Source organism: Providencia zhijiangensis (genome assembly GCF_030315915.2).
GTDB lineage: Bacteria > Pseudomonadota > Gammaproteobacteria > Enterobacterales > Enterobacteriaceae > Providencia > Providencia zhijiangensis.
In genome coordinates this window covers 3,316,428-3,337,367 of record NZ_CP135990.1, presented here as the reverse complement: position 1 = coordinate 3,337,367, position 20,940 = coordinate 3,316,428, and the positions used below count along the sequence as shown (strand labels likewise).

At 42.1% G+C, this 20,940-nt stretch carries 19 protein-coding genes; 14 read left to right on the top strand and 5 right to left on the bottom strand.

The window, feature by feature from the left end:
• The first annotated feature begins 2 nt into the window (after window positions 1-2).
• The 7 genes from QS795_RS15240 (at window position 3) to QS795_RS15210 (ending at window position 3,974) form a co-directional block, all read left to right on the top strand.
• Window positions 3-395 (top strand): BMC domain-containing protein, encoded by a 393-nt coding sequence (locus QS795_RS15240; RefSeq protein ID WP_154603166.1) that lies wholly within the window; start codon window positions 3-5, stop codon window positions 393-395.
• Window positions 392-1,036 (top strand): phosphate propanoyltransferase, encoded by a 645-nt coding sequence (locus QS795_RS15235; protein ID WP_286269612.1) that lies wholly within the window; start codon window positions 392-394, stop codon window positions 1,034-1,036. Before QS795_RS15240 ends, QS795_RS15235 begins: the two co-directional genes overlap by 4 nt.
• A 22-nt stretch (window positions 1,037-1,058) precedes the next feature.
• Window positions 1,059-1,742 carry a hypothetical protein gene (locus QS795_RS15230; protein WP_181477610.1) on the top strand — a complete coding sequence of 228 codons (684 nt, stop codon included), beginning with the start codon at window positions 1,059-1,061 and terminating at the stop codon, window positions 1,740-1,742.
• Window positions 1,743-1,794: 52 nt separating this feature from the next.
• Complete coding sequence (locus tag QS795_RS15225; protein WP_036949253.1) at window positions 1,795-2,208, top strand: DMT family transporter; 414 nt, start codon at window positions 1,795-1,797, stop codon at window positions 2,206-2,208.
• 18 nt (window positions 2,209-2,226) lie between these two features.
• Entirely contained in the window at window positions 2,227-2,553 is a 327-nt protein-coding gene (locus QS795_RS15220; RefSeq protein WP_036949254.1) for a DMT family transporter, read from the top strand.
• A gap of 162 nt (window positions 2,554-2,715) precedes the next feature.
• Window positions 2,716-3,051, top strand: a complete 336-nt coding sequence (locus QS795_RS15215) for a tRNA-binding protein (RefSeq protein ID WP_286269615.1) — start codon at window positions 2,716-2,718, stop codon at window positions 3,049-3,051.
• 221 nt (window positions 3,052-3,272) lie between these two features.
• Window positions 3,273-3,974 (top strand): helix-turn-helix transcriptional regulator, encoded by a 702-nt coding sequence (locus QS795_RS15210; RefSeq protein WP_286269616.1) that lies wholly within the window; start codon window positions 3,273-3,275, stop codon window positions 3,972-3,974.
• 7 nt (window positions 3,975-3,981) lie between these two features.
• On the opposite strand, the gene QS795_RS15205 is transcribed toward QS795_RS15210, so the two are convergent.
• A complete protein-coding gene (locus tag QS795_RS15205; protein ID WP_154603161.1) occupies window positions 3,982-4,350 on the bottom strand; it encodes a DnaJ family domain-containing protein in 369 nt (122 codons plus the stop codon).
• 457 nt (window positions 4,351-4,807) lie between these two features.
• On the opposite strand from QS795_RS15205, the gene QS795_RS15200 reads away from it, so the two are divergent.
• From QS795_RS15200 to QS795_RS15170, 7 genes are all read left to right on the top strand, one after another.
• Window positions 4,808-6,379: an AbgT family transporter gene (locus tag QS795_RS15200; protein ID WP_154603160.1), complete on the top strand. Its 1,572-nt coding sequence runs from the start codon at window positions 4,808-4,810 to the stop codon at window positions 6,377-6,379.
• 625 nt (window positions 6,380-7,004) lie between these two features.
• Complete coding sequence (gene ugpB / locus QS795_RS15195; RefSeq protein ID WP_286269620.1) at window positions 7,005-8,318, top strand: sn-glycerol-3-phosphate ABC transporter substrate-binding protein UgpB; 1,314 nt, start codon at window positions 7,005-7,007, stop codon at window positions 8,316-8,318.
• Between the two features lie 69 nt (window positions 8,319-8,387).
• Complete coding sequence (gene ugpA, locus QS795_RS15190) at window positions 8,388-9,275, top strand: sn-glycerol-3-phosphate ABC transporter permease UgpA (protein WP_154627839.1); 888 nt, start codon at window positions 8,388-8,390, stop codon at window positions 9,273-9,275.
• Window positions 9,272-10,117, top strand: a complete 846-nt coding sequence (ugpE, locus tag QS795_RS15185) for a sn-glycerol-3-phosphate ABC transporter permease UgpE (RefSeq protein ID WP_154603157.1) — start codon at window positions 9,272-9,274, stop codon at window positions 10,115-10,117. The genes ugpA and ugpE overlap by 4 nt, the downstream gene beginning before the upstream one ends.
• Window positions 10,118-10,119: 2 nt before the next feature.
• Window positions 10,120-11,190 carry a sn-glycerol-3-phosphate import ATP-binding protein UgpC gene (locus QS795_RS15180; RefSeq protein ID WP_318626600.1) on the top strand — a complete coding sequence of 357 codons (1,071 nt, stop codon included), beginning with the start codon at window positions 10,120-10,122 and terminating at the stop codon, window positions 11,188-11,190.
• Window positions 11,187-11,930 carry a glycerophosphodiester phosphodiesterase gene (gene ugpQ, locus QS795_RS15175; RefSeq protein WP_286269628.1) on the top strand — a complete coding sequence of 248 codons (744 nt, stop codon included), beginning with the start codon at window positions 11,187-11,189 and terminating at the stop codon, window positions 11,928-11,930. The genes QS795_RS15180 and ugpQ overlap by 4 nt, the downstream gene beginning before the upstream one ends.
• Before the next feature lie 208 nt (window positions 11,931-12,138).
• The gene (locus tag QS795_RS15170; RefSeq protein WP_286269631.1) at window positions 12,139-13,095 is read left to right on the top strand and encodes an Rpn family recombination-promoting nuclease/putative transposase; all 957 of its coding nucleotides are present in this window, start codon (window positions 12,139-12,141) and stop codon (window positions 13,093-13,095) included.
• Between the two features lie 71 nt (window positions 13,096-13,166).
• Here QS795_RS15170 and pta read toward each other — a convergent pair whose 3' ends face one another.
• From pta to QS795_RS15150, 4 genes are all read right to left on the bottom strand, one after another.
• Window positions 13,167-16,400 (bottom strand): autotransporter Pta, encoded by a 3,234-nt coding sequence (gene pta / locus QS795_RS15165; protein WP_286269633.1) that lies wholly within the window; start codon window positions 16,398-16,400, stop codon window positions 13,167-13,169.
• Window positions 16,401-16,875: 475 nt separating this feature from the next.
• Entirely contained in the window at window positions 16,876-18,246 is a 1,371-nt protein-coding gene (locus QS795_RS15160; RefSeq protein WP_286269634.1) for a class-II fumarase/aspartase family protein, read from the bottom strand.
• A gap of 11 nt (window positions 18,247-18,257) precedes the next feature.
• Window positions 18,258-19,814, bottom strand: a complete 1,557-nt coding sequence (locus QS795_RS15155; protein WP_006658525.1) for a PTS transporter subunit EIIC — start codon at window positions 19,812-19,814, stop codon at window positions 18,258-18,260.
• A gap of 282 nt (window positions 19,815-20,096) precedes the next feature.
• Complete coding sequence (locus QS795_RS15150) at window positions 20,097-20,837, bottom strand: MurR/RpiR family transcriptional regulator (protein WP_036949583.1); 741 nt, start codon at window positions 20,835-20,837, stop codon at window positions 20,097-20,099.
• Window positions 20,838-20,940: the final 103 nt, after the last annotated feature.

The following is a 20,940-nucleotide window of genomic DNA, read 5'->3' as shown; positions in this document are numbered from 1 at the left end:
AAATGAAAAGTTTAGGCGTCATTGAGACTTACGGGCTGACATCAGCAATACAAGCTGCGGATGCTGCATGCAAAGCGGCGAGTGTCGAGATTGTTGGCTACCGTAAAATCGGTTCTGGCTTAGTTTCTGTTTGTTTTCAAGGGGAAATTAGTGCAGTAAGAACCGCCGTTGACCATGGTGCATCGGTTATCAGCCATCAAGACCTATTAAAAGGCACATTAGTCATTGCCCGCCCAGAAGAGCGAGTGATCACCCAGCTGCTATCCACTAAGCATAACGCGAGCGAAGAAGAAAACGGTGTTGAAAAACCGGTCGTTGAGGCGCCCGTGGCGATGGATGTCGAGATTGCCGCTGTGGAGCCAAAAGCTGATGTGCGTAAAGGGAAAAAATCATGATAAACCAGCAGCTGATGGGAAAAATTCTGTCTCGCTTAGCTATGTCAAACCCAGCCTCAATGATTGATAGCCCCATTGCTATCCCTGTGGGCGTTTCGAACCGTCATGTCCATCTTTCACAAGAAGATGTTACCGCGCTTTTTGGTGAAGGTTATCAACTGACGCCATTTAAAGATTTGAAGCAACCAGGTCAATTTGCGGCAAAAGAGTGTGTGATGGTGGTTGGGCCTAAAGGGTCGATCAGTAAAGTGCGAGTGTTAGGACCCACAAGACCAACAACTCAGCTGGAAGTCTCGAAAGCAGATTGTTTTGCATTAGGTATTAAAGCGCCAGTACGTGAATCTGGAGATTTAAATCAATCGGGGAGTGCGTTGTTAATTGGCCCCGCAGGGCACGTTAATCTTTGTGAACAAGTCATTTGCGCTCAGCGCCATATTCACATGAATTTCATGGATGCTAGGTCGCTAAATGTCTCCAATGGACAGCGAGTATGTGTTCGCACGGAAGGTGAACGTAGTCTCGTATTTGATGAGGTCGTTGTTCGAGTGGATGCAAGGTTTTCTCTGGAGTTTCATATTGATACAGATGAAGCGAATGCGGCAGGGTTACGTAACAGTGACAGCGTGTTTGTTGTCAGTTAAGTCCTAAATGAACGGTGGCAATATGAACGAAAAAATGATTGAGCAGATAGTGTTACAGGTACTGCAACAGCTGAAACGGCGAGTCTTGGTGTTATTGTCCCCAAGCCAAGACTATCAACAGGCGGTTTATCAGCGTTTATTGCAGTTACCTTCAATGTCTTTTTCTTTCTATGCCACCAAGGAGATGCTAACGCAATCGACGATAAATCAATGGAAAGAAATTGGGCAATGTTTTGATATTCATACCTTTAATATGGGAAAACTTGCAGGATTTCACGGGGTTTTTCTCCCTTTTATAGGAACCAAGGTACTGAATGAAGTCGTGAATGGGTTGGCAACCAGCGAAGAGAGCGAAATTATCATCCAAACACTCTCTCGAAATATTCCTATCATGGCATTGAAATATCATTGCTGCCCTGACAGTGATTTGAACCAAATATTAGGTTTGAATAAAAATGAACATTATAACCGCCTTATTAAAGAGAATATGAATAAGGCTATCTCATTAGGTATTCAATTCGATACATTTAATAATATTGAAAATAAAATGCTCATTAAAAATGATGAGATATCGAGTGAAAATAAAATAAACCAGAATCGCTATATTACTTTGAGAGAAGTAATGAATGACCCAAAGGAATATTCCCTAAATAAAAATAAATTAACAGATTCGGCAATGGATTATTTAAAGTCTCTAAAAAAATAAATTTTATTTCAATTTAATATTTTAAACGTCTATCTATGTAGGAGTATTATCTATGTCCTCTAAAGCAAAATCATGGCTTTGGATGCTAGCGGTTATTATTTCTGAAACCTCAGCAACATCCACATTGAAAATGTTCGATAATAGTGAAGGAACAACTAAATCATTATTATTAGGTCTGATAGTGATTCTTTATGTTATCTGTTATTACTCTCTTTCTCGCGCAGTGAAATATATTCCGGTTGGGCTAGCGTATGCGACTTGGTCGGGTACTGGTATTTTGATGGTTTCAACTTTAGGTATGCTGTTTTATGGGCAGCACCCCGATATGGCGGCAATGATTGGGATGGGGGTTATTGCCTCTGGGATCGTGATTATGAACTTGTTTTCTAAAATGGGCTCGGATGAGGCGGAACCGGCTGAAAATTCGGATGCGTCACTGTCTTCAACCAACAAAGTTGCTCATTAATAAGAAGAGAGAAATATTATGTTTACTGGATTTTTATGGTTGGCATTATCAATTGGTTCAGAAATCACGGGTACATCGATGATCAAAAAAACCAATAGTTTTAGCAAATTAGGCCCGTCAATTTTAGTGATTGTGGCTTATTGTCTGTGCTATTTCGCGTTAACACGAGCAATGGGGTATATCCCTGTTGGGGTTGCGTATTCTTTATGGTGTGGGTTTGGTATTGTTGGTGTGACGTTAGTTTCAATGATTTTATATAAACAAAAACCGGATGTGCCCGCAGTCTTCGCGATGGGATTAATTATCTCTGGCGGCATTATTATGAATACTTTCTCAAATATGTAACCTCGCGTTTTATCTCTCTTGTACCCATTGATTATTACCTGTGATTATCAGGTGATAATCAATGACTGTTTCACAACATAAAATGAATGTTTGACGCTAAGAGCCTCTATCTATCCTATGCTAATTTAAGCTATTACCATCGTTTAATTTAGGAATAAAGATATGCAAATTATTGAGTGGGACGACTTTACGAAAGTGGAAATGCGTGTTGGTACGATTATTCGTGCAGAAGTGAACAGTAAAGCAAAAAAGCCCGCTTATGTGATGGATGTAGATTTAGGGGAATTGGGAATTAAGCGTTCAAGTGCACAAATTACTGTGCATTACACCCCTGAAAGTTTAATTGGCAAACAGGTTTTATGTGTGTGTAATTTCGAAGTTAAACGTATTGCGGGTATCAAATCTGCAGTCTTAATTACAGGTGCCCCCGATGAAACGGGTGCCATTGTATTAGCTGAATTTAATCTACCTGTGCCGAATGGTTCTCGCTTAGCTTAAGCCGTAAGGCGCAGACCACAGAAAAATTCATCAGGTTTGGAAATGGCTCGTTTGGATTGTAAAATTAACGAGGAAAATCAATTTATTGATTTTCGCCTGATAACACAAAGAGGGAAAAACCACGCTTTTATCCCTCTTTGTCATCAACCTAAGCCGTCAGGCTGCATTTTTTTGATTAAAATCGTATACTCCTACTGTATGCCACCCAGTAGGAGCTTGCCTTGTTATTACCTGAATTGCACTATCGCCAATATTCCCAAGAGGTTATTTCTCATCAACGTGATGGGCAATGGCAGGTAGTCTTTGCGTTATCAGGGGCGATGGAGATCAATATGCATCGTCAACATTGGCTGCTAAATGCGGGTCAGGGAGTGGTGATCCCGCCGAGTGTTAGTCACGCTTTCAGTGGGCAAGAAGGCAATCAAAATTATGTGCTGGAAATGCCTGCAACGGCGCAGTGGTCAGTAAATGAAAAAATGACGCATTTCACGCTGACGCCAGCGGCGGTGGGGTTATTAAATTGGTTGCAAAGTTTCCCTCAAGCACCGGAACAAAACTTTGCCGTTGCTCGCCTGTTATTAGCCCAGTTAAAACCAGAAAATCGTTGGGTTGATGAGCTGGTTCATTGGGTAGAGTTACGTCTGCATTTACCGATAAGCTGCGAAGACATCGCCTGCGCGTTTTATATGTCAGTCAGTACGTTACAGCGTAAAGTGAAAGCGGAAACGGGGCTTACGGTCATGCAATTCTTATTGCAAAAACGGATGGAGGCAGCGGGAAGTTTATTATTAACTCACCAAACTATTGAGCATATTGCCACTTTGGTGGGGTATGATTCTCACTCTGCATTTAGCCAAGCATTTCGTAAGTTTTACGGTAAAACCCCTCAGGAATATCGCCTACAATCCCTACCTAAACGTTAATTCTTCGCTATTTAGACTCTAAATGCTCTGAAATTGTCACGGCATATTCGCCATATAAAAAGTCGGTATTGATATTGGCTTGTTTGAGTTTTAGCTCGAGTAATGCTAATTGCTTACTGATGGCAACATAATTGGGGTCATCGGCAGAGAGTTGCTGCAGCATGTGACATAAATTCAGTGCTTCTTTTTTCTGTTGCAGTTCAGGCGGTAGATACCCAGAATTTTTAAGAATACGATAGCCTGCCCTTAATTCTTCAGGAACTTGGCTGTCATCATCAAGTTGCAAAGGCTTCCCTTCACCATTGAGGTTGGATAACTCCCCTTTATTTAAAGCGTCTTGAATATGACGCTCTGCCCAAAGATCAATGACAGACATTATAGCTCGCCCCGTAGTAAATAGGCGTCGATTATAGCGCTGATTAATCTAGATTAAAAACGTACATTAAGCAGGCTAATTGGTATTTTACTTTGCTCTATCTAACTCAAATTTATTGTAAATGTAAAAATAGGTATTAATCGAATTAAATGGAATAAAACTGACGAAATTTGACATCTATTTAGTCAAAAATAATCATAAATGGCTTGTTAATATTATTAAAATGTTAGCTTGACCACATTTTTGTATTTTTATGATATTTAATTTTTATGGTTTTAGTTTTTAACATAAATAAAATTTAACAAAGTAAATATTATATTTTTACTATCATCACGTTAATTGTTAGTTAATGTATTCGATTTGTATCAAATTTGTTGGTTTGAATTTATATGCTTGTAATTAGGTGAAGAGAAAAACATTGTGTAATGTTCATTTCTCTTGTTTATAAGGAGCATACATGGAACAAAAAAGACAAGAGGGTAGCCGTTTTTTACGAACGGTTGAGTGGCTGGGAAATGCTCTGCCACATCCTGTTATTCTATTCATTATCTTAATTGGGATTTTATTAGTCTCTTCCGCCGTTGGTCAGTATTTTGGTATTAGTGTGCCGGATCCTCGCCCTGAAGGTGCGAAAGGTCGTGCGGCAGACGGAATTATTCACATTGTTAGCCTGTTAGATGCGGAAGGCATCCGTAAAATTCTGTCTAACGTGGTCACCAACTTTACGGGATTCGCGCCTCTAGGCACGGTATTAGTTGCTCTTTTAGGGGTTGGGATCGCAGAACGTGCCGGTTTATTATCTGCAGCAATGCGTCTGATTGTTATCAAAGCGCCACGTAAATTAACCACCGTTGCGATTGTTTTTGCTGGGATTATGTCTAATACCGCGGCAGAACTCGGGTATGTGGTATTGATTCCACTGGCTGCGATTATTTTCCATTCATTAGGTCGCCATCCATTAGCTGGGCTTGCTGCTGCATTTGCAGGGGTATCCGGTGGATATTCAGCGAACTTGCTATTAGGAACAGTGGATCCGTTACTGTCAGGGATCACTCAGCAAGCCGCTCGAATTATTGACCCTACCTATATCGTTGGGGCAGAAGCAAACTGGTACTTTATGTTTGCCAGTACCTTCTTGATCACTATCTTGGGTTATTTCATCACAGAGAAAATTGTTGAGCCACAGTTAGGCCCTTATCAGGGCGGTGGTGTCGATGAGGACGAAGATAAACTCCGTGCCTCTGCTGAAGTCACTCCGCTGGAGAAAAAAGCACTGTTCTGGGCATCGGTGACTTTCTGGGGATTAGCGGCAGTATTAGCCTTAATGGTGGTGCCGGAAAGTGGAATTTTACGTAATCAAGAAACGGGGTTAGTGAGTAATTCACCTTTCTTAAAAGCGATTGTGGTGTTTATCTTTATTTTCTTTGCGGTTCCGGGGATTGTTTACGGCTATATCGCAAAAACCATGCGTAGCGACAAAGATGTGGTTGATGCGATGGCAAGCGCAATGAGTACCTTGGGTCTCTATTTAGTCATCATTTTCTTTGCAGCACAGTTCGTTGCATTCTTTGGATGGACAAATATCGGGCAAGTTATTGCGGTCAAAGGCGCTAATTTCTTAAATAGCATTGACCTACACGGTGGAATATTATTTGTTGGTTTTATTCTGATTTGCGCCTTTATTAACCTCATGATCGGCTCTGCTTCTGCTCAATGGGCCGTGACAGCACCGATATTTGTACCAATGCTAATGTTGGCAGGTTATTCACCGGAAACTATCCAAGCGGCTTATCGTATTGGTGACTCGGTGACCAATATTATTACGCCAATGATGAGCTATTTTGGTTTAATTATGGCAATCGTCGTCAAATATAAGAAAGATGCAGGGATTGGCACTTTGGTTTCAATGATGTTGCCATACTCGATTATTTTCTTTATTGGCTGGTCTCTCTTCTTCATTATTTGGGTGTTTATTTTGGGATTACCGGTAGGGCCTGGATCCCCAATTTATTTTACGCCTGGAAGTTAATCTAATAATGAGTTTTTAAGGGTAAATAGATTTTTATTTACCCTTTATTATTTTCGGATGTATATTTTAAATTGGCTATAAATTGATAATCATAAGATAGCTTATTTTATGGGTTATTATTAGTTTGTTGGATTTGTAGTATTAAATGCTTGTTGTTGTTTTAATATTATCCTAAAGTTAATTTGTAAATTCAGTTTGTTTGTATGGCGATATCAATAATAGGCTTGTTTTCAATTTCATTTTCATTTGTTGTTTTTAATAAAAAACAAGGTGGATAATATGTATAGAATGACAGTTTCTGCAAAGTTATTTCTGGCATCTTTTTTTACTCTTTTATTCGTTTTTCCTATTTTTTGTTATTTAATCATTTTTCAATAATCAAGAATTTATTATTTAAATTAATTTTATTATTTATTTTTTGATATACCGTGAAAATAAAAAACGCTGATTGTCATGTAAACGTCATTTGCTAGAGATATGGTCGTCATCAATCTGTCATGTGTTGGCGATATTTCTGTCATTTCTCGGTGATAAATTCTCTCTCGAACATAAATTGCGTGAATTCACACATTTTAGTGTAAATCTTGGCGGATAAACTTCAGTCATAATAAAAGAGAGAATTGGCATGGCATCTATCAAACAGTCTGCTTTAGCAATGATGTTAGGCTTGGCTTTTAGTAGTCAAGGAATGGCAGTCACCACAATCCCATTCTGGCATTCAATGGAAGGTCAGCTTGGCGAAGAAGTGAATGACCTTGTCACTCGCTTTAATGAAGCTCACCCAGATTACAAGGTGGTTCCTACTTATAAAGGGAACTACGAGCAAAGCCTAGCTGCGGGGATTGCGGCATTTCGTTCTGGCAATGCGCCTGCGATATTACAGGTTTATGAAGTCGGTACTGCGACGATGATGTCATCCAAAGCTATCAAACCTGTCTACGAAGTTTTCCAAGAAGCCGGAATTGATTTTGATGAGTCTCAGTTTGTGCCTACTGTTTCGGGCTATTACAGTGATGCAAAAACAGGACACCTGTTATCTCAGCCTTTCAATAGCTCTACTCCCGTTCTTTATTACAATAAAGAAGCCTTCAAAAAAGCCGGTTTAAACCCAGATACCCCACCTAAAACATGGCAAGATCTTGCTCAATATACTGAAAAATTACGTGAATCAGGAATGAAGTGCGGCTATGCCAGCGGTTGGCAGGGCTGGATCCAAATTGAAAACTTCAGTGCATGGAATGGTTTGCCTGTCGCATCGAAGAATAACGGTTTTGATGGCGCAGACGCGGTATTGGAATTCAATACTCCAGACCATGTAAGGCATATCGAGCAGCTGCAAGATATGAATAAAAAAGGCACCTTCAGTTATTTAGGGCGTAAAGACGAGCCAACTGAGAAATTCTATAACGGGGATTGTGCCATTATTACTGGCTCCTCCGGTTCTCTCGCGAATATTCGCAAGCACGCTAAGTTTGATTTTGGTGTTGGCATGATGCCTTACGATGCACAAATCCCAACGGCACCACAAAACGCTATCATTGGCGGTGCGAGCCTGTGGGTGATGGGTGGTAAAGATCCTGCCACGTATAAAGGCGTTGCAGAGTTTATGAAATTCTTAGCTGAACCTGAAAATGCGGCGAAATGGCATCAAAATACCGGATATTTACCCATTACAACGGCAGCGTATGAGTTAACGAAAAAATCCGGTTTTTATGACAAAAACCCGGGAGCGGATATTGCGACTCGCCAAATGTTAAACAAAGCCCCATTGCCTTATACCAAAGGATTACGCTTAGGTAATATGCCGCAAATTCGCACCATCGTGGATGAAGAGCTAGAGTCCGTGTGGTCAGGTAAAAAGACCCCACAACAAGCCCTCGATGCCTCTGTTGAGCGTGGTAACCAATTACTGCGCCGTTTCGAAAAATCCACTCAGTAATGAGTTCTTTCGCCTCTCTTGATGGAATTAAGAGGGGCGCTGCATCACATCTGATTTATTGGATTGCTTATGTCATCATCTCGTCCCGTATTTCGCTCCCGCTGGTTACCTTACGCGCTAGTACTGCCACAGCTAATTATTACGGTGATTTTCTTTATTTTGCCTGCTGGGCAAGCGCTCTGGTATTCATTACAAAGTATTGATCCTTTTGGTTTATCCAGTGAATTTGTGGGGTTAGAAAACTTCACTCAACTCTTCAGTGATAGCTACTATGTAGACTCTTTCTATACCACAATGATTTTTAGTGCTTGGGTGGCGGGAAGTGGGCTTGTGGTCTCGCTGTTTTTCGCGGCGTTGGTTGATTATGTGGTAAGAGGAAGCCGTTTTTACCAAACATTAATGCTGCTGCCTTATGCTGTTGCCCCTGCTGTTGCGGCAGTTTTATGGATGTTTTTGTTTAGTCCCGGCAGAGGATTGATAACTTATGGTTTGGAATCCATTGGCTATGACTGGAACCATGCCCAAAATAGCGGTCAGGCAATGTTTTTAGTGGTTTTAGCCTCAGTTTGGAAACAAATCAGTTATAACTTTTTGTTTTTCTTCGCTGCCTTACAGTCTATTCCACGCTCTTTGATGGAAGCGGCGGCTATTGATGGAGCTGGGCCTATCCGTCGTTTCTTTAAAATATCCTTACCATTAATTACTCCAGTAAGTTTCTTTTTGCTGGTGGTGAATTTGGTGTATGCCTTCTTTGATACTTTCCCTGTGATTGATGCGGCAACGGGCGGGGGGCCAGTACAAGCGACGACGACACTGATTTATAAGATTTACCGTGAAGGTTTTTCAGGGCTCGATCTCTCTTCATCTGCAGCACAATCCGTGATTTTAATGGGTTTGGTGATCATCCTAACGGTGATTCAATTCCGTTTTATCGAGCGTAAGGTACGTTACCAATGATTGAGAAAAATCGTGGACTGAGCGTATTCAGTCATTCAATGCTGGTAATTGGGATTTTAGTGATTTTATTCCCGCTGTATGTGGCTTTTGTTGCCGCGACACTCGACGATAAAGCGGTCTTCGATACCCCTATTACCCTAATACCTGGCTCTCATTTATGGGAAAACATCCTGCATATTTGGAATAACGGCGTGGCAGCGAATAGCGCCCCATTTTGGTTGATGTTGGTGAACAGCACCATTATGGCGCTGGTGATAGCGATTGGAAAAATTACGATTTCGATGTTATCGGCTTTTGCCATCGTTTGGTTCCGTTTTCCGTGTCGTAGTTTATTTTTTTGGATGATTTTCATCACGTTAATGTTACCTGTCGAAGTGCGAATTTTTCCTACGGTCGAGGTAATTTCTAACTTAAACATGGTGGATAGTTACGCAGGGCTAACCTTGCCATTGATGGCATCCGCCACGGCGACCTTTTTATTTCGCCAATTTTTTATGACGTTACCGGATGAATTGATTGAGGCTGCACGGATTGATGGTGCTTCGCCAATGCGGTTTTTCATCGACATTGTGTTGCCGTTGTCCAAAACAAACTTAGCGGCGTTGTTTGTGATCACCTTTATTTATGGTTGGAACCAATACTTATGGCCGATCTTGATCGTTGCAGATCCCAGCTTAGGAACCGCAGTTGCAGGGATTAAAGGCATGATCGCGTCAGGTGAAGGTACGACTCAATGGAATCAAGTGATGGCGGCAATGTTGCTTACGCTGATTCCACCGGTTCTTGTGGTATTAGCTATGCAGAGGGCGTTTGTGCGTGGCTTGGTCGATAGTGAGAAATAACCATGGCAGAATTAAAACTTCAAGCCGTCACCAAAAGTTGGGACGGAAAAAATCAAGTGATCAAGCCGCTGACCGTGGATGTGGTGGACGGCGAATTTATCGTAATGGTGGGGCCTTCTGGGTGTGGTAAATCTACGTTACTACGGATGGTGGCAGGACTTGAGCAAGTCACGAGTGGTGATATTTGGATTGACCGAAAGCGGGTCACACATCTAGAGCCCAAAGAGCGTGGCATTGCGATGGTATTCCAAAATTACGCTCTGTATCCCCATATGAGTGTTGAAGAAAATATGGCATGGGGACTAAAAATTCGTGGGCTAGGAAAAGAGATTATTCGACAAAAAGTGGCGGATGCTGCACGGATTTTAGAGCTTGATGGCTTATTAAAGCGCCAACCGAGAGAGCTTTCTGGCGGCCAGCGCCAACGTGTGGCAATGGGGCGTGCCATTGTGCGTGACCCAGCCGTATTCTTATTTGATGAACCGCTTTCTAACCTTGATGCAAAGTTGAGGGTACATATGCGTCTTGAACTGCAACAGCTCCATCGTCGTTTAAAAACCACCAGCTTGTATGTGACACACGATCAAGTGGAAGCGATGACCTTGGCGCAGCGAGTGATGGTGATGAATAAAGGCGTTGCGGAACAGATTGGCTCCCCAGTTGAAGTGTACGAGCGTCCTGCCAGCCGTTTTGTGGCGAGTTTTATTGGTTCTCCTGCCATGAATTTGCTGGAAGGAAAACTGAGTTCGGATGGTTCTCGCTTTGAACTCAGTGGCGGAATGCAATTACCGTTAGGTAGAACGTATTTACAGTGGGTAGGGCATGCGCTAACGTTAGGTATCCGACCGGAACATTTACAGTTAGGCTCTGAATCGTCAGGGGGAATCCCGCTGGTAGTAGAGACCCTTGAAATGTTAGGTGCTGATAATCTCGTGCATGGCCAGTGGGCTGGGCAGAAAGTCATTGTACGCTTAGGGCATGAGCATCGCCCTCAGATTGGCTCCACGTTATGGCTTCATCTTCCTGAAGCCCATCAGCATTTTTTTGATACTCAATATGGACATCGTTTATGAATCTTTGGCCTTATCCTAAAATTGTCGCCCATCGTGGTGGCGGTAAATTAGCCCCTGAAAATACGCTCGCAGCGATTGATGTCGGGGCAAAATATGGTCACACCATGATTGAGTTTGATGCCAAGTTATCTCGCGATGGTCAAATTTTCCTTCTGCATGATGATACCCTTGAGCGAACGAGTAATGGGTATGGAATTGCAGGGGATTTTGACTGGAGCCAACTGGTTAAAATTGATGCGGGAAGTTGGTATAGCCAAGAGTTTGCCAACGAGCATTTGCCGCTACTATCGCAAGTGGCTGAGCGTTGCCAACAACATCGCATGATGGCGAATATTGAAATTAAGCCAACCACTGGCTTGGAGATTGAGACAGGAACCGTGGTGGCATTAGCGGCTCGCCAACTTTGGCAAGGACAAACTGCACCGTTACTTTCTTCATTTTCCATTGAATCCCTTGAAGCGGCTCAAGCCGCAGCACCTGAATTGCCACGTGGTTTATTATTGGAAGAGTGGCGAGAGGATTGGCGTGAACTGATAACGCGTTTAGGCTGTGTCTCTATCCATTTAGATCATCTCTTATTGGATAAAGCTCGGGTCGAGCTATTGAAGCAAGCGGGCTTATATATTCTGGTGTATACGGTGAATGACCCTGAACGCGCCAAATTATTATTAGCGTGGGGCGTTAATGCAATTTGTACTGATCGTATTGATTTAATCGGCCCAAATTTCCCCGAAGAGTAAATTAAAAAATTCGTTTATTTTGAATGACACCTCAATGTGCAATACGCTGATTGAGGTGTTTTTTTATGGCTAAAATAAGTAAATAATTCGATTAAAAGCAACGAGTTAGTCCGTCAAGTGATTCTAGTTAATTAGGACTAACTTTTTCTCACTCTCCCGAAAATATTGGTTAGTATCTCGCCATCTTATGAACCAAGACGAGGCCGAGATGGCGACCCAATCAATTGTAGCTCCTCATGATTCAACCTTTAAAGGCTTTATGAGCAAAGTGGATAATGCGCGGGATTTTTTTGAAGTCCATCTTCCTAATCGCATTAAACACCTTTGCAATTTTGATACGTTGAAGTTAGCCAGCGCTTCATTTGTGGATAAAACATTGCGCTCTCGTTTCTCGGACATGCTCTATTCCGTTCAAACACTCAAGGGTAAGGGGTATTTTTATTTCTTGGTGGAGCACCAATCTTCCCCCGATAAGCTGATGGGTTGGAGGCTGATGCATTACGCATTTTGCGCGATGAACCAGCATTTGCAGCAGGGGCACCAAACTTTGCCGCAGGTGGTTCCCATCCTGTTTTATCATGGAAATCAATCCCCTTATCCTTATTCCCAGCCATGGACGGATTGCTTTGAGTGGTCTGATTTAGCCCATAGTTTGTATTGCAATCCACTGCCATTAGTGGATCTGACAATGGCAAGTGACGATGAACTTGTGAATCACCGTAAAGTTGCTGCGATGGAGTTAGTTTTAAAGCATGCATCTCTACAGGGTGACGTATTCGGATTATCGGAACGATTAGTTCAGGTACTCAACAATAATCAAAATCATCAAGATGATGTTATTTTGGTTATTAATTACCTCTTTAGCGTTATGGACACACCTGCTTATACCCATATAGTAAAAACGTTGGTTGAGCAAACAGAAGAGCATCAGGAGACCGTGATGAATATTGCACAGCGATTGAGAAATGAAGGAATGGAAAAAGGAAGGGAAGAGGAACGAATGATTAGCCAACAAAAATTAGCGAATGAACGTCAACACTATCAGCAACAAATGGTACTAAACTTGCAACAGCAAGCTGTAATGAGTTTAAAGTTAGGTTTGAGTGTCGATATTATTAGTCAAATTACTGGGTTATCTCCTTCTGATATTCATGCGCTGCGCTAATCAGTATGAAAATAATAAATGTTGGGCTCCGTAAAGACGGAGCCCAACATTTTTACAGACTCAAAGTGTGATTAGAAATTCACTTTCAGTGTTGCATTCACACCACTGGAGCTAACGTCACTGTTATATTGACCTTGGTAAGAAACACCGAAAGTCGTGGATTTATTCAGCTGAGCATCAACCCCTAAGCCCACGCCAAATAAGTTATCTAACTTGCCACCACGAATTTTGGCTTCGCCAGTATCTGACAGGAACAGCATCGCTTCAGGACGAGTATCACCAAATAAATGGCTCGCAGATACGTCACCTTTCAGTGTGATATTTACATTACCCGCGCTGAATGGATAGCCGCCACGCAAACCAACAGTACCGACTTGGATATCTTGGTTGTCAGTTTTGGTGGTGAATTGCATATTGCCCACTTGCTCATGCAGATTGTCGCTGGTGACATGCAGCCAGTTAAATCCAGCATAAGGCTCAACAGAATAACGGTCATTATTCAGTTGGGTATAGGCACCTTCTACGAAGAATTGAGTAATTTTCGCATCATAGCTGGTGGAGTTATAACCGGACTCTTGACCTACCCACAGCGTGCGTTTCGCATCTCTGTCTTGGTTTGTATGAGTGACACCATAGTTAACCGCAGCCACATTTTTGATATTAGATACACCATAGGCACCAACATGCAGGTCATTGCTGTCAATTTTACCGTACTCATGGGCTTTATACTTAGATGAACCCGCCCCAAAGAACAGACCTGCTTTGGTGTGCTCAGCGACATCAATTTCTGCACCGACTAACGCTGCGTAGAAATCGGTATCCATATTGCTGTAACCATAATCAAGGTTGCCCCATTGACCAACACCCGTCATCCAGATGCGTGCATTGCTATTTTCGAGATTAGCATAGCGACCATGACCCACGCCGATAGCCTGATCTTTCACAGTACGAGTTAGACCTAATACGTTCACCACACTGGCATTATTCGCATTAAGGTACATATCGCTACCGAGTGATTGATAAGTATTACGAAGGTCACGTTCGCTCATCGGCAGCGTTGCATCAAATAGCTGACCTTTAGCATTACTTTCTAGTGTATTAGCAATCGAACGACCATTTTCATTATTGGCAAATGAAGCAAATGAGGTATCCGCTTTTTTGCTCAGAGAGCCCGTAATGGTGTTGTCTTTTACGGAAACGTCTTTTTGGAATAGTGCATAATCATCTGCGGCAGCATTATTGGTATTTGCTGCGAGCATTTTGGTTTTAGCGCGGTTGTCGGCTAAATTATCTGCGTTAACCGTACCTTGGATTGAATTATCATTCAGATAAACGTCTTTCAGTTGCCCAATATTATCGGCAGCAACGTCCAGTTTAGCCCCTTGATTTAAGGTCATATTACCGACATTCACATCATGACCTGCGGTAACTAAATAGGTACCTTTATCGTTGATGTTGATATTGGCTTTATGGCTTTCATTGGAGACTAACTGACCTTTTTGAGTGAATTGGTCGTTATAACGATTAAGCACGCTAATTGTGCCGCCGTTAACATTCACGTCCGCAGTACCAAAGGATTCAGTAAAACCGTACAGAGAGCCTTGCTCGACGGTTGTACCACCACGGTAGGTGTTATCCCCCGTCATCACCAATGTACCTTGACCTGTTTTGACTAAAGCGCCGTCATACAGACCTGCATCGATTTTGGCTTGAATGGCCTCAGCTCGTTTTTGGTAATATTCCTGACGCCATTTTTTAGCATCTTCTTTATCAACAATGTGGGAAGTTGGGTCTGGGTTGCCATCGTTTACCACGAAATCGGTACCAAGATTGTAATCACCGCCAGCATCAATACCGTTGGCTTTATAATCGGCTAACCACGCCAAATCTTCGGTTTCACGCTGATCTAACGCCGCTTGGCTGATGTCGTTTGTCCAGACATCGAGTGGTACAGCATCCAGTTGGTATTCGAATTTACCTAAGAATTGACCCGGACCATACATGCCTTTTTCGAGGTCAGGTGTACCCCAACCATAGCGTTCATCAGGTACACCATCAGCGGATGTCCAACCTTTATAGAGGCTGCCATCTGGGTTGTAACGGTTAGCAGTCGTGAACATCACATCACGAACTTGCAGGGCATTCATGGATTGATAACGGGACATTAAAACGCCCATAGCACCCGTGACGTGAGGCGCTGCCATTGATGTTCCGCTAAAGGTATCCCAACCTGGATTGCCGTTTTCATCCACAACGCTGGAATAGATATAGCGGCTAGGGGCAACGACTGTCCACCATTTGGCATTACCCGCTTCGTTGAACATACCTTCAATTTCATAGCCTGTTTTGTCTGCCGTCTGTTTTAACCCAGCAACCGCAATCCAATGTTTCTCAGCTTGTGGATTGAAATAAGGGTAAAGAGGGCGGTAGTACGGGTTTTTAAAATCGCGGTTACCCGTCGTGAAGACTTGAACAACATTGGTGCCTTTCACTGCATCATAGGCGGCATCCACAAAGGATGGGTTATCCCCGTAGATTTTTTTGAAATAGAAATATTCGTACTCAGTTTGTTGGGTGGTATCAACGGGTAAATGCACGGTGGTGTTACCGCCATCAGGGCCGACCGTTTTCCCTGCATCAATAATTCTTGGGTTGGTTCCCCAACTGTTATTGATCACTTGGGCACCTGCATCCACCATGGCTTTCCAGCCTGTATAGAAATATTGGTAATCTTGATAAGGGCCGTAGTTATTGCTGTCGGTAGCTCCAGTGTTGCCAACGTAGACATCAGAGCCCCATGCGACCCCATGCATTCCTTCGCCATCACGGTTAGCGCCGACGGTGCCTGTCACGTGGGTACCGTGAGTATCATTCACGCCTTTGATCCAGTCTCCAGTCACATCGAAAGCTTGGCCTTTTTCATAGTGGCCGCCTAATTCTTGAGGATAACGCATCCCCGTGGAGCCGTACTCACCTTTGGCTTTAACTGCGTGGAAGCGGGAACCACTTAGCTCTTGGTGGGATAATAACGCGCCAGAATCCATAACACCGATTTTAGCGCCTTGTCCGTGATATCCCAGCGCGTAGGCACTGGAGGCATTCATGGCAGCTAAACCCCAGTCATTTTTATATTCTTGGCTTTCCCAGCTATTTTTATCACCAAGTTGCCCTGTTTCAGAGTAAGCCAGTGTATAGCCAGAAAATAACAGCGCAGAAGTAATAATAGACAGCTGAAAAATATTTTTATTGATTGCAGCTTTATTTTTATAACGAGAAGATGATGCAAATTTATGTGCTTTGTTCATTCTGATACCTTTGTTATCAATCAAAAAACATCATTAAGAATCAAAAACAGAATCGCAGAGATAATCTGTGTTTTATAAAAATAAATACTTGAGCGCCATCTCAAAATCTTTTTATTTATCGAAAAAGTAGATTTATTGACTAGCTAATCACATGAAACGCAGATTAATAGAACGCGAAAAGAACAAATTAAATGATAGTTCTGTGTGGGGAATTAAATTAATTTTTGCTTTTGAATACAAGAATTAAAATTTAGATAAATTTATTGAGAATAAATCAGACGTGATAACAAATTCACATTATTTATTAACAGTCATTCTTGCTAATTATTTTTTAAGTATTAATGACTAATTTAAAGTAATGAATTATTTTTCTATTATTTAGCAATATTCATATTTTTATAACCAAAAAAAGCCGCCATTGTTTTAAAATGGCGGCTTCAAAGAACGGCTTTAAGTTAAATTATTAAGCAAATAATTACTGATAAAGCTGTTTAATTTCTTTGGCTACGGCTAAACCACGTTTCGCTTCTTTTTCTGCGATTTCAACGGACAAACCAATATACGAACGTGGGTCTAGCATTGCTTTGATTTCATCATTGCTAAATGCCGCCGTAATAGTTTCGTTCTTGGTGAGGTTAGTGTAGAAATCCTCTCCATCTGCTGCGGTTTTGATGGCTTCTTCATACAGTAATGAGTGCGCTTTATCTTTACCCAGCTTCTCAGCCATTTTCATCATTACGTATTCGGTATTATCTAACCCTTTATTTCTCAGAACGTTATGCAGCATTCTCTCTTCGTGAGGTACCAGAGTTCTCGAAAGCTCTTCGGTTCTTAATAAAATTTCAGTGGTCAGTTCCAGCGCTTCTTCGATAAGCCCATCGAATAACATATAAGAGCTGCTATCACCTTCATACGGTCTGACGGCAGAATACATCCCAACACTCGGTAATGAATACAGTTTTTGAGAGTTAGCAATAATCCCTTTCGCCAGTTTCGGGTTGATTTTGTGTGGCATGGTGCTGCTGCCCACAGTGCCTTTGGTGAATCCTTCAGACACTTCCGCTATTTCTTCCAGCGTCGTGCTGTAAACTTCTTCCCCGATTTTATGGCAGATATTCGCCATCAGCGCTAAGTTCGCCATGTACTCGAGTTTATGGGTGCTAAGGTTACGTGATGGCACTTCCATCGCATGCATACCCGTCAGTTCAGCAACGCGTTTTTGCACTTCTAAACCAATCCCCGGCATGGAGTTAAACGCACCCACAGCACCGCCCATCATGATGGTAAATACACGCTTTTCACACTCTTTCATACGCTGGTAGCAGTCGATGAAATCGCTGATCCACACGGACACTTTGTACCCGTAAGTAATTGGGATAGCGTGGCGTCCATGGGTTCTGCCCGGCATCACCATATGCTTAGTTTTTTCAGCAAGACCCGACAGGTTTTCGATGATCTCACTTAACAGCAACATAAATTTATTATGTACCGTTTTCATCATGTACAGCTGCGAGCTTTGCTGAATATTTTGAGTGGTAATTCCGTAATGGATGTATTTACCACTCTCTTCAGAACAGGCATTCACCAACACTTTTAAGAAGGGAACGAAGCCGTGCCCAATTTTTTGGTAAATGCGGCTCATCTCTTCAAAATCAATGTTCTCAATAACCGCTTTTTCTTTAATTTCATCAGCCGCTGATTGGGGAATGAACCCCGCTTCAGCCTGCGCTTGAGCTAACATGGATTCAAACATCAGCCAAGTATTGTATTTGGCTTCATCCGATAACAGGGCTTTTATACCGCGGTCATCGATGGTTTTACTCTTAGAATCATATAAGGCTCTCATCATATATCCTTTTATTTCTTCATGAACTCATCAACAGCGTTGCGAACAAATTCAACTTTCGGTCCATACACTACGTGGACGTGGTTTGCCGATGGAAAGAAGAATGCGGTACATCCTGATTCCAACATTAAATCTTTATCAATTTTATTCACTTCTGCGACATCAATACGCATACGGGTAATACAGTTATCTACGTTACGAATGTTCTCTTTACCGCCTAAGGCTTCAACAAGGATCTCAGCGATTTCGCCATAACGTTTTTCTTTAATTAAGGTATTTTTCAGGTTGCTCGACTCTTCACGACCTGGGGTTTTGATATCAAATTTGATAATCGCCCAGTAGAAAATGAAGTAAGTCACTACCGCTAAACCGCCACCAATCAGCACTAAGAATATCCAGTTAGTGTGCTCGTACAGCAGACCGAAGATAGTGAAGTCAAACACGGTTCCACGGATATACCCGATAGCGACGCCTGCGAATGACAGTAACACTGCACCAATACCGACGATGATGGCATAGATTAAGTACAGCAGCGGTGCGATAAACACGAAGGTAAATTCGAGAGGTTCGGTCACGTTACCGAGCATCGCGGTCAATACCATGGTCACCAACATCGATTTAACTTCAGCACGGTTCTCTTTTTTCGATGTTTTATAGATAGCTAATGCAATCGCAGGGAACAGGAACAGCGTTACCAGCATTTGTTGCTGTGCCATAAAGCGCGTCAGGCTTGGCATCATTGCCCAGTATTCACTACTTGGACCTTGCTTAAATAACACTTCCGTTAAAGCTGGAACGACACCGACAAAGGTCTGTCCATCAATAACATAGGTACCACCAGCTTCGGTAAATCTAAACAGAACGTTCCATACGTGGTGTAACCCGAATGGAATAAACAGACGTTCACCCCCCGCGGTAAAGAACGGACCGACAGGACTGAGGAAGACGGCGGAAAGCTTCATCAAGCCTTGCACTAACACTTCCCAGATAAACGGTAATGTTCCGCCGACCATGATCATTAAGCCGACCATGATAATCGCGACTGACTTTTTACCCGAGAAGAAGGCGAAGGCGGTCGGCAGCTCGAGGTTATAGAATTTATCGGTGGCCCATGCACCAATTAACCCTGTAATAATCCCCCCAGCGGCACTGATGTTTAAGGTTTGAATACCTAAAACCTTAATCTGTCCCACTTGACCCATAATCGCTGGATCCGCCAGTTTACCGGTGAGTACCAACCAAATATTCATGGTGATAATCAACGAAAGGTAACCGACAACGGAGGCGAAGACCGCGATCCCCTTATCGCGTTGGCTCATGCCGTAGGCAACCCCCATGGCGAACAGTAATGGGATGTTGTCGAAGATGACGCCCGCGATAGAACGGATGCTGACAAGTAATGCGTTAACGGTTTCATTGCCGAGGAAAGGGAATCGAGCAATCATGTAGGTTTGAACTAATGCACCACTGATCCCCAGTATCATACCAATTGGAGCCAGAACCCCGATTGGCAGGAGCAGTGTCCTACCAAAGCGCTGGATTGACTCACCGAATTTTCTTTTAGCCATATTTTTTCCTAATGACGAAGAATTATTGAAATTAACTGGAATACTAGCACTGGGTTTTTTAAATGAAATGATGTTACGGTTTTAAATATTATCTCAGGTCACAGATTAAGACCTAGGTCATTAAAATTAAATAAAGCTTTAAAAATCATATTAATAATGATTTTTCTATAAATGTGTTATGGGTTTTTTAAATAAATGATTATTTGAAAAATCACAAAAATAATTGAATGAAAAGCACTCAGCTAACCTTAAGTTAAATAAATAAGGTGGGTGGGAGTTTATTTACAGCAGGTTTTCCAATTCATTAATTAATAAATCCACCAGAATAAAAAATCCAGTTCTGGATTTTGAATCGTCCCGTTTGGTGTCATAGCTATCTGCGAAGCAGAAAAGAGTGTTATTGGCGTAGGCGGTGAGTTCGTTGGTGTGAAAGGCGGTCATACTGATGATGTTGGCCTCTTTCAATTGCACGATTTTAGCGGTTTCGATGATTTTCTTGGTTCCACCAGACAGCGAGATAAAAATCACGGTGTCATTTTGGTTAACTAGGCGAGTAAAAGAGTCGGAGAGATTGTAATCGTTGATAAAAAAGCAGTGTAATCCAAGAGAGAAGAGCAAGTGTTCAAGATAATAACCAACGGCTTTACTGGTGCCACGTGCGACTAAAAAGATATTACGCGAGCCGCGTAATGTTTTCGCACAGTCGCGAATTTGCTCTTCATTTATTAAAGTGAAGGTTTTATGGATATTATTTTCAAGCTGCTTTTTATACGACGCAGGGTTGTTTTTTTCCGCTTTATTTTGTGAAAGTATATGGTTATTAATTTGGAATTTGAGTTCTTTAAACCCACTAAAACCTAATTTCTGGGACAAATTAATAATGACAGTCTTAGAGACAAACGTTTTGGCGACTAATTCATTAATATTCAAGTAGGGAATATCGGCAATATTATCGGTAAGATATTTTAATACTTTTTTTTCACTGACGGTTAAGTTGTCATAATTCTTTAGAAAATCCAGCATATCTCACCTGATCAATAGAGTCTCAAAAGCCCATTTTAGTCTGGGTTCGCGTGTTATTTATGATGATCTCGACACTGTGTGAAGTGAGCCAAAGCTCAATAGA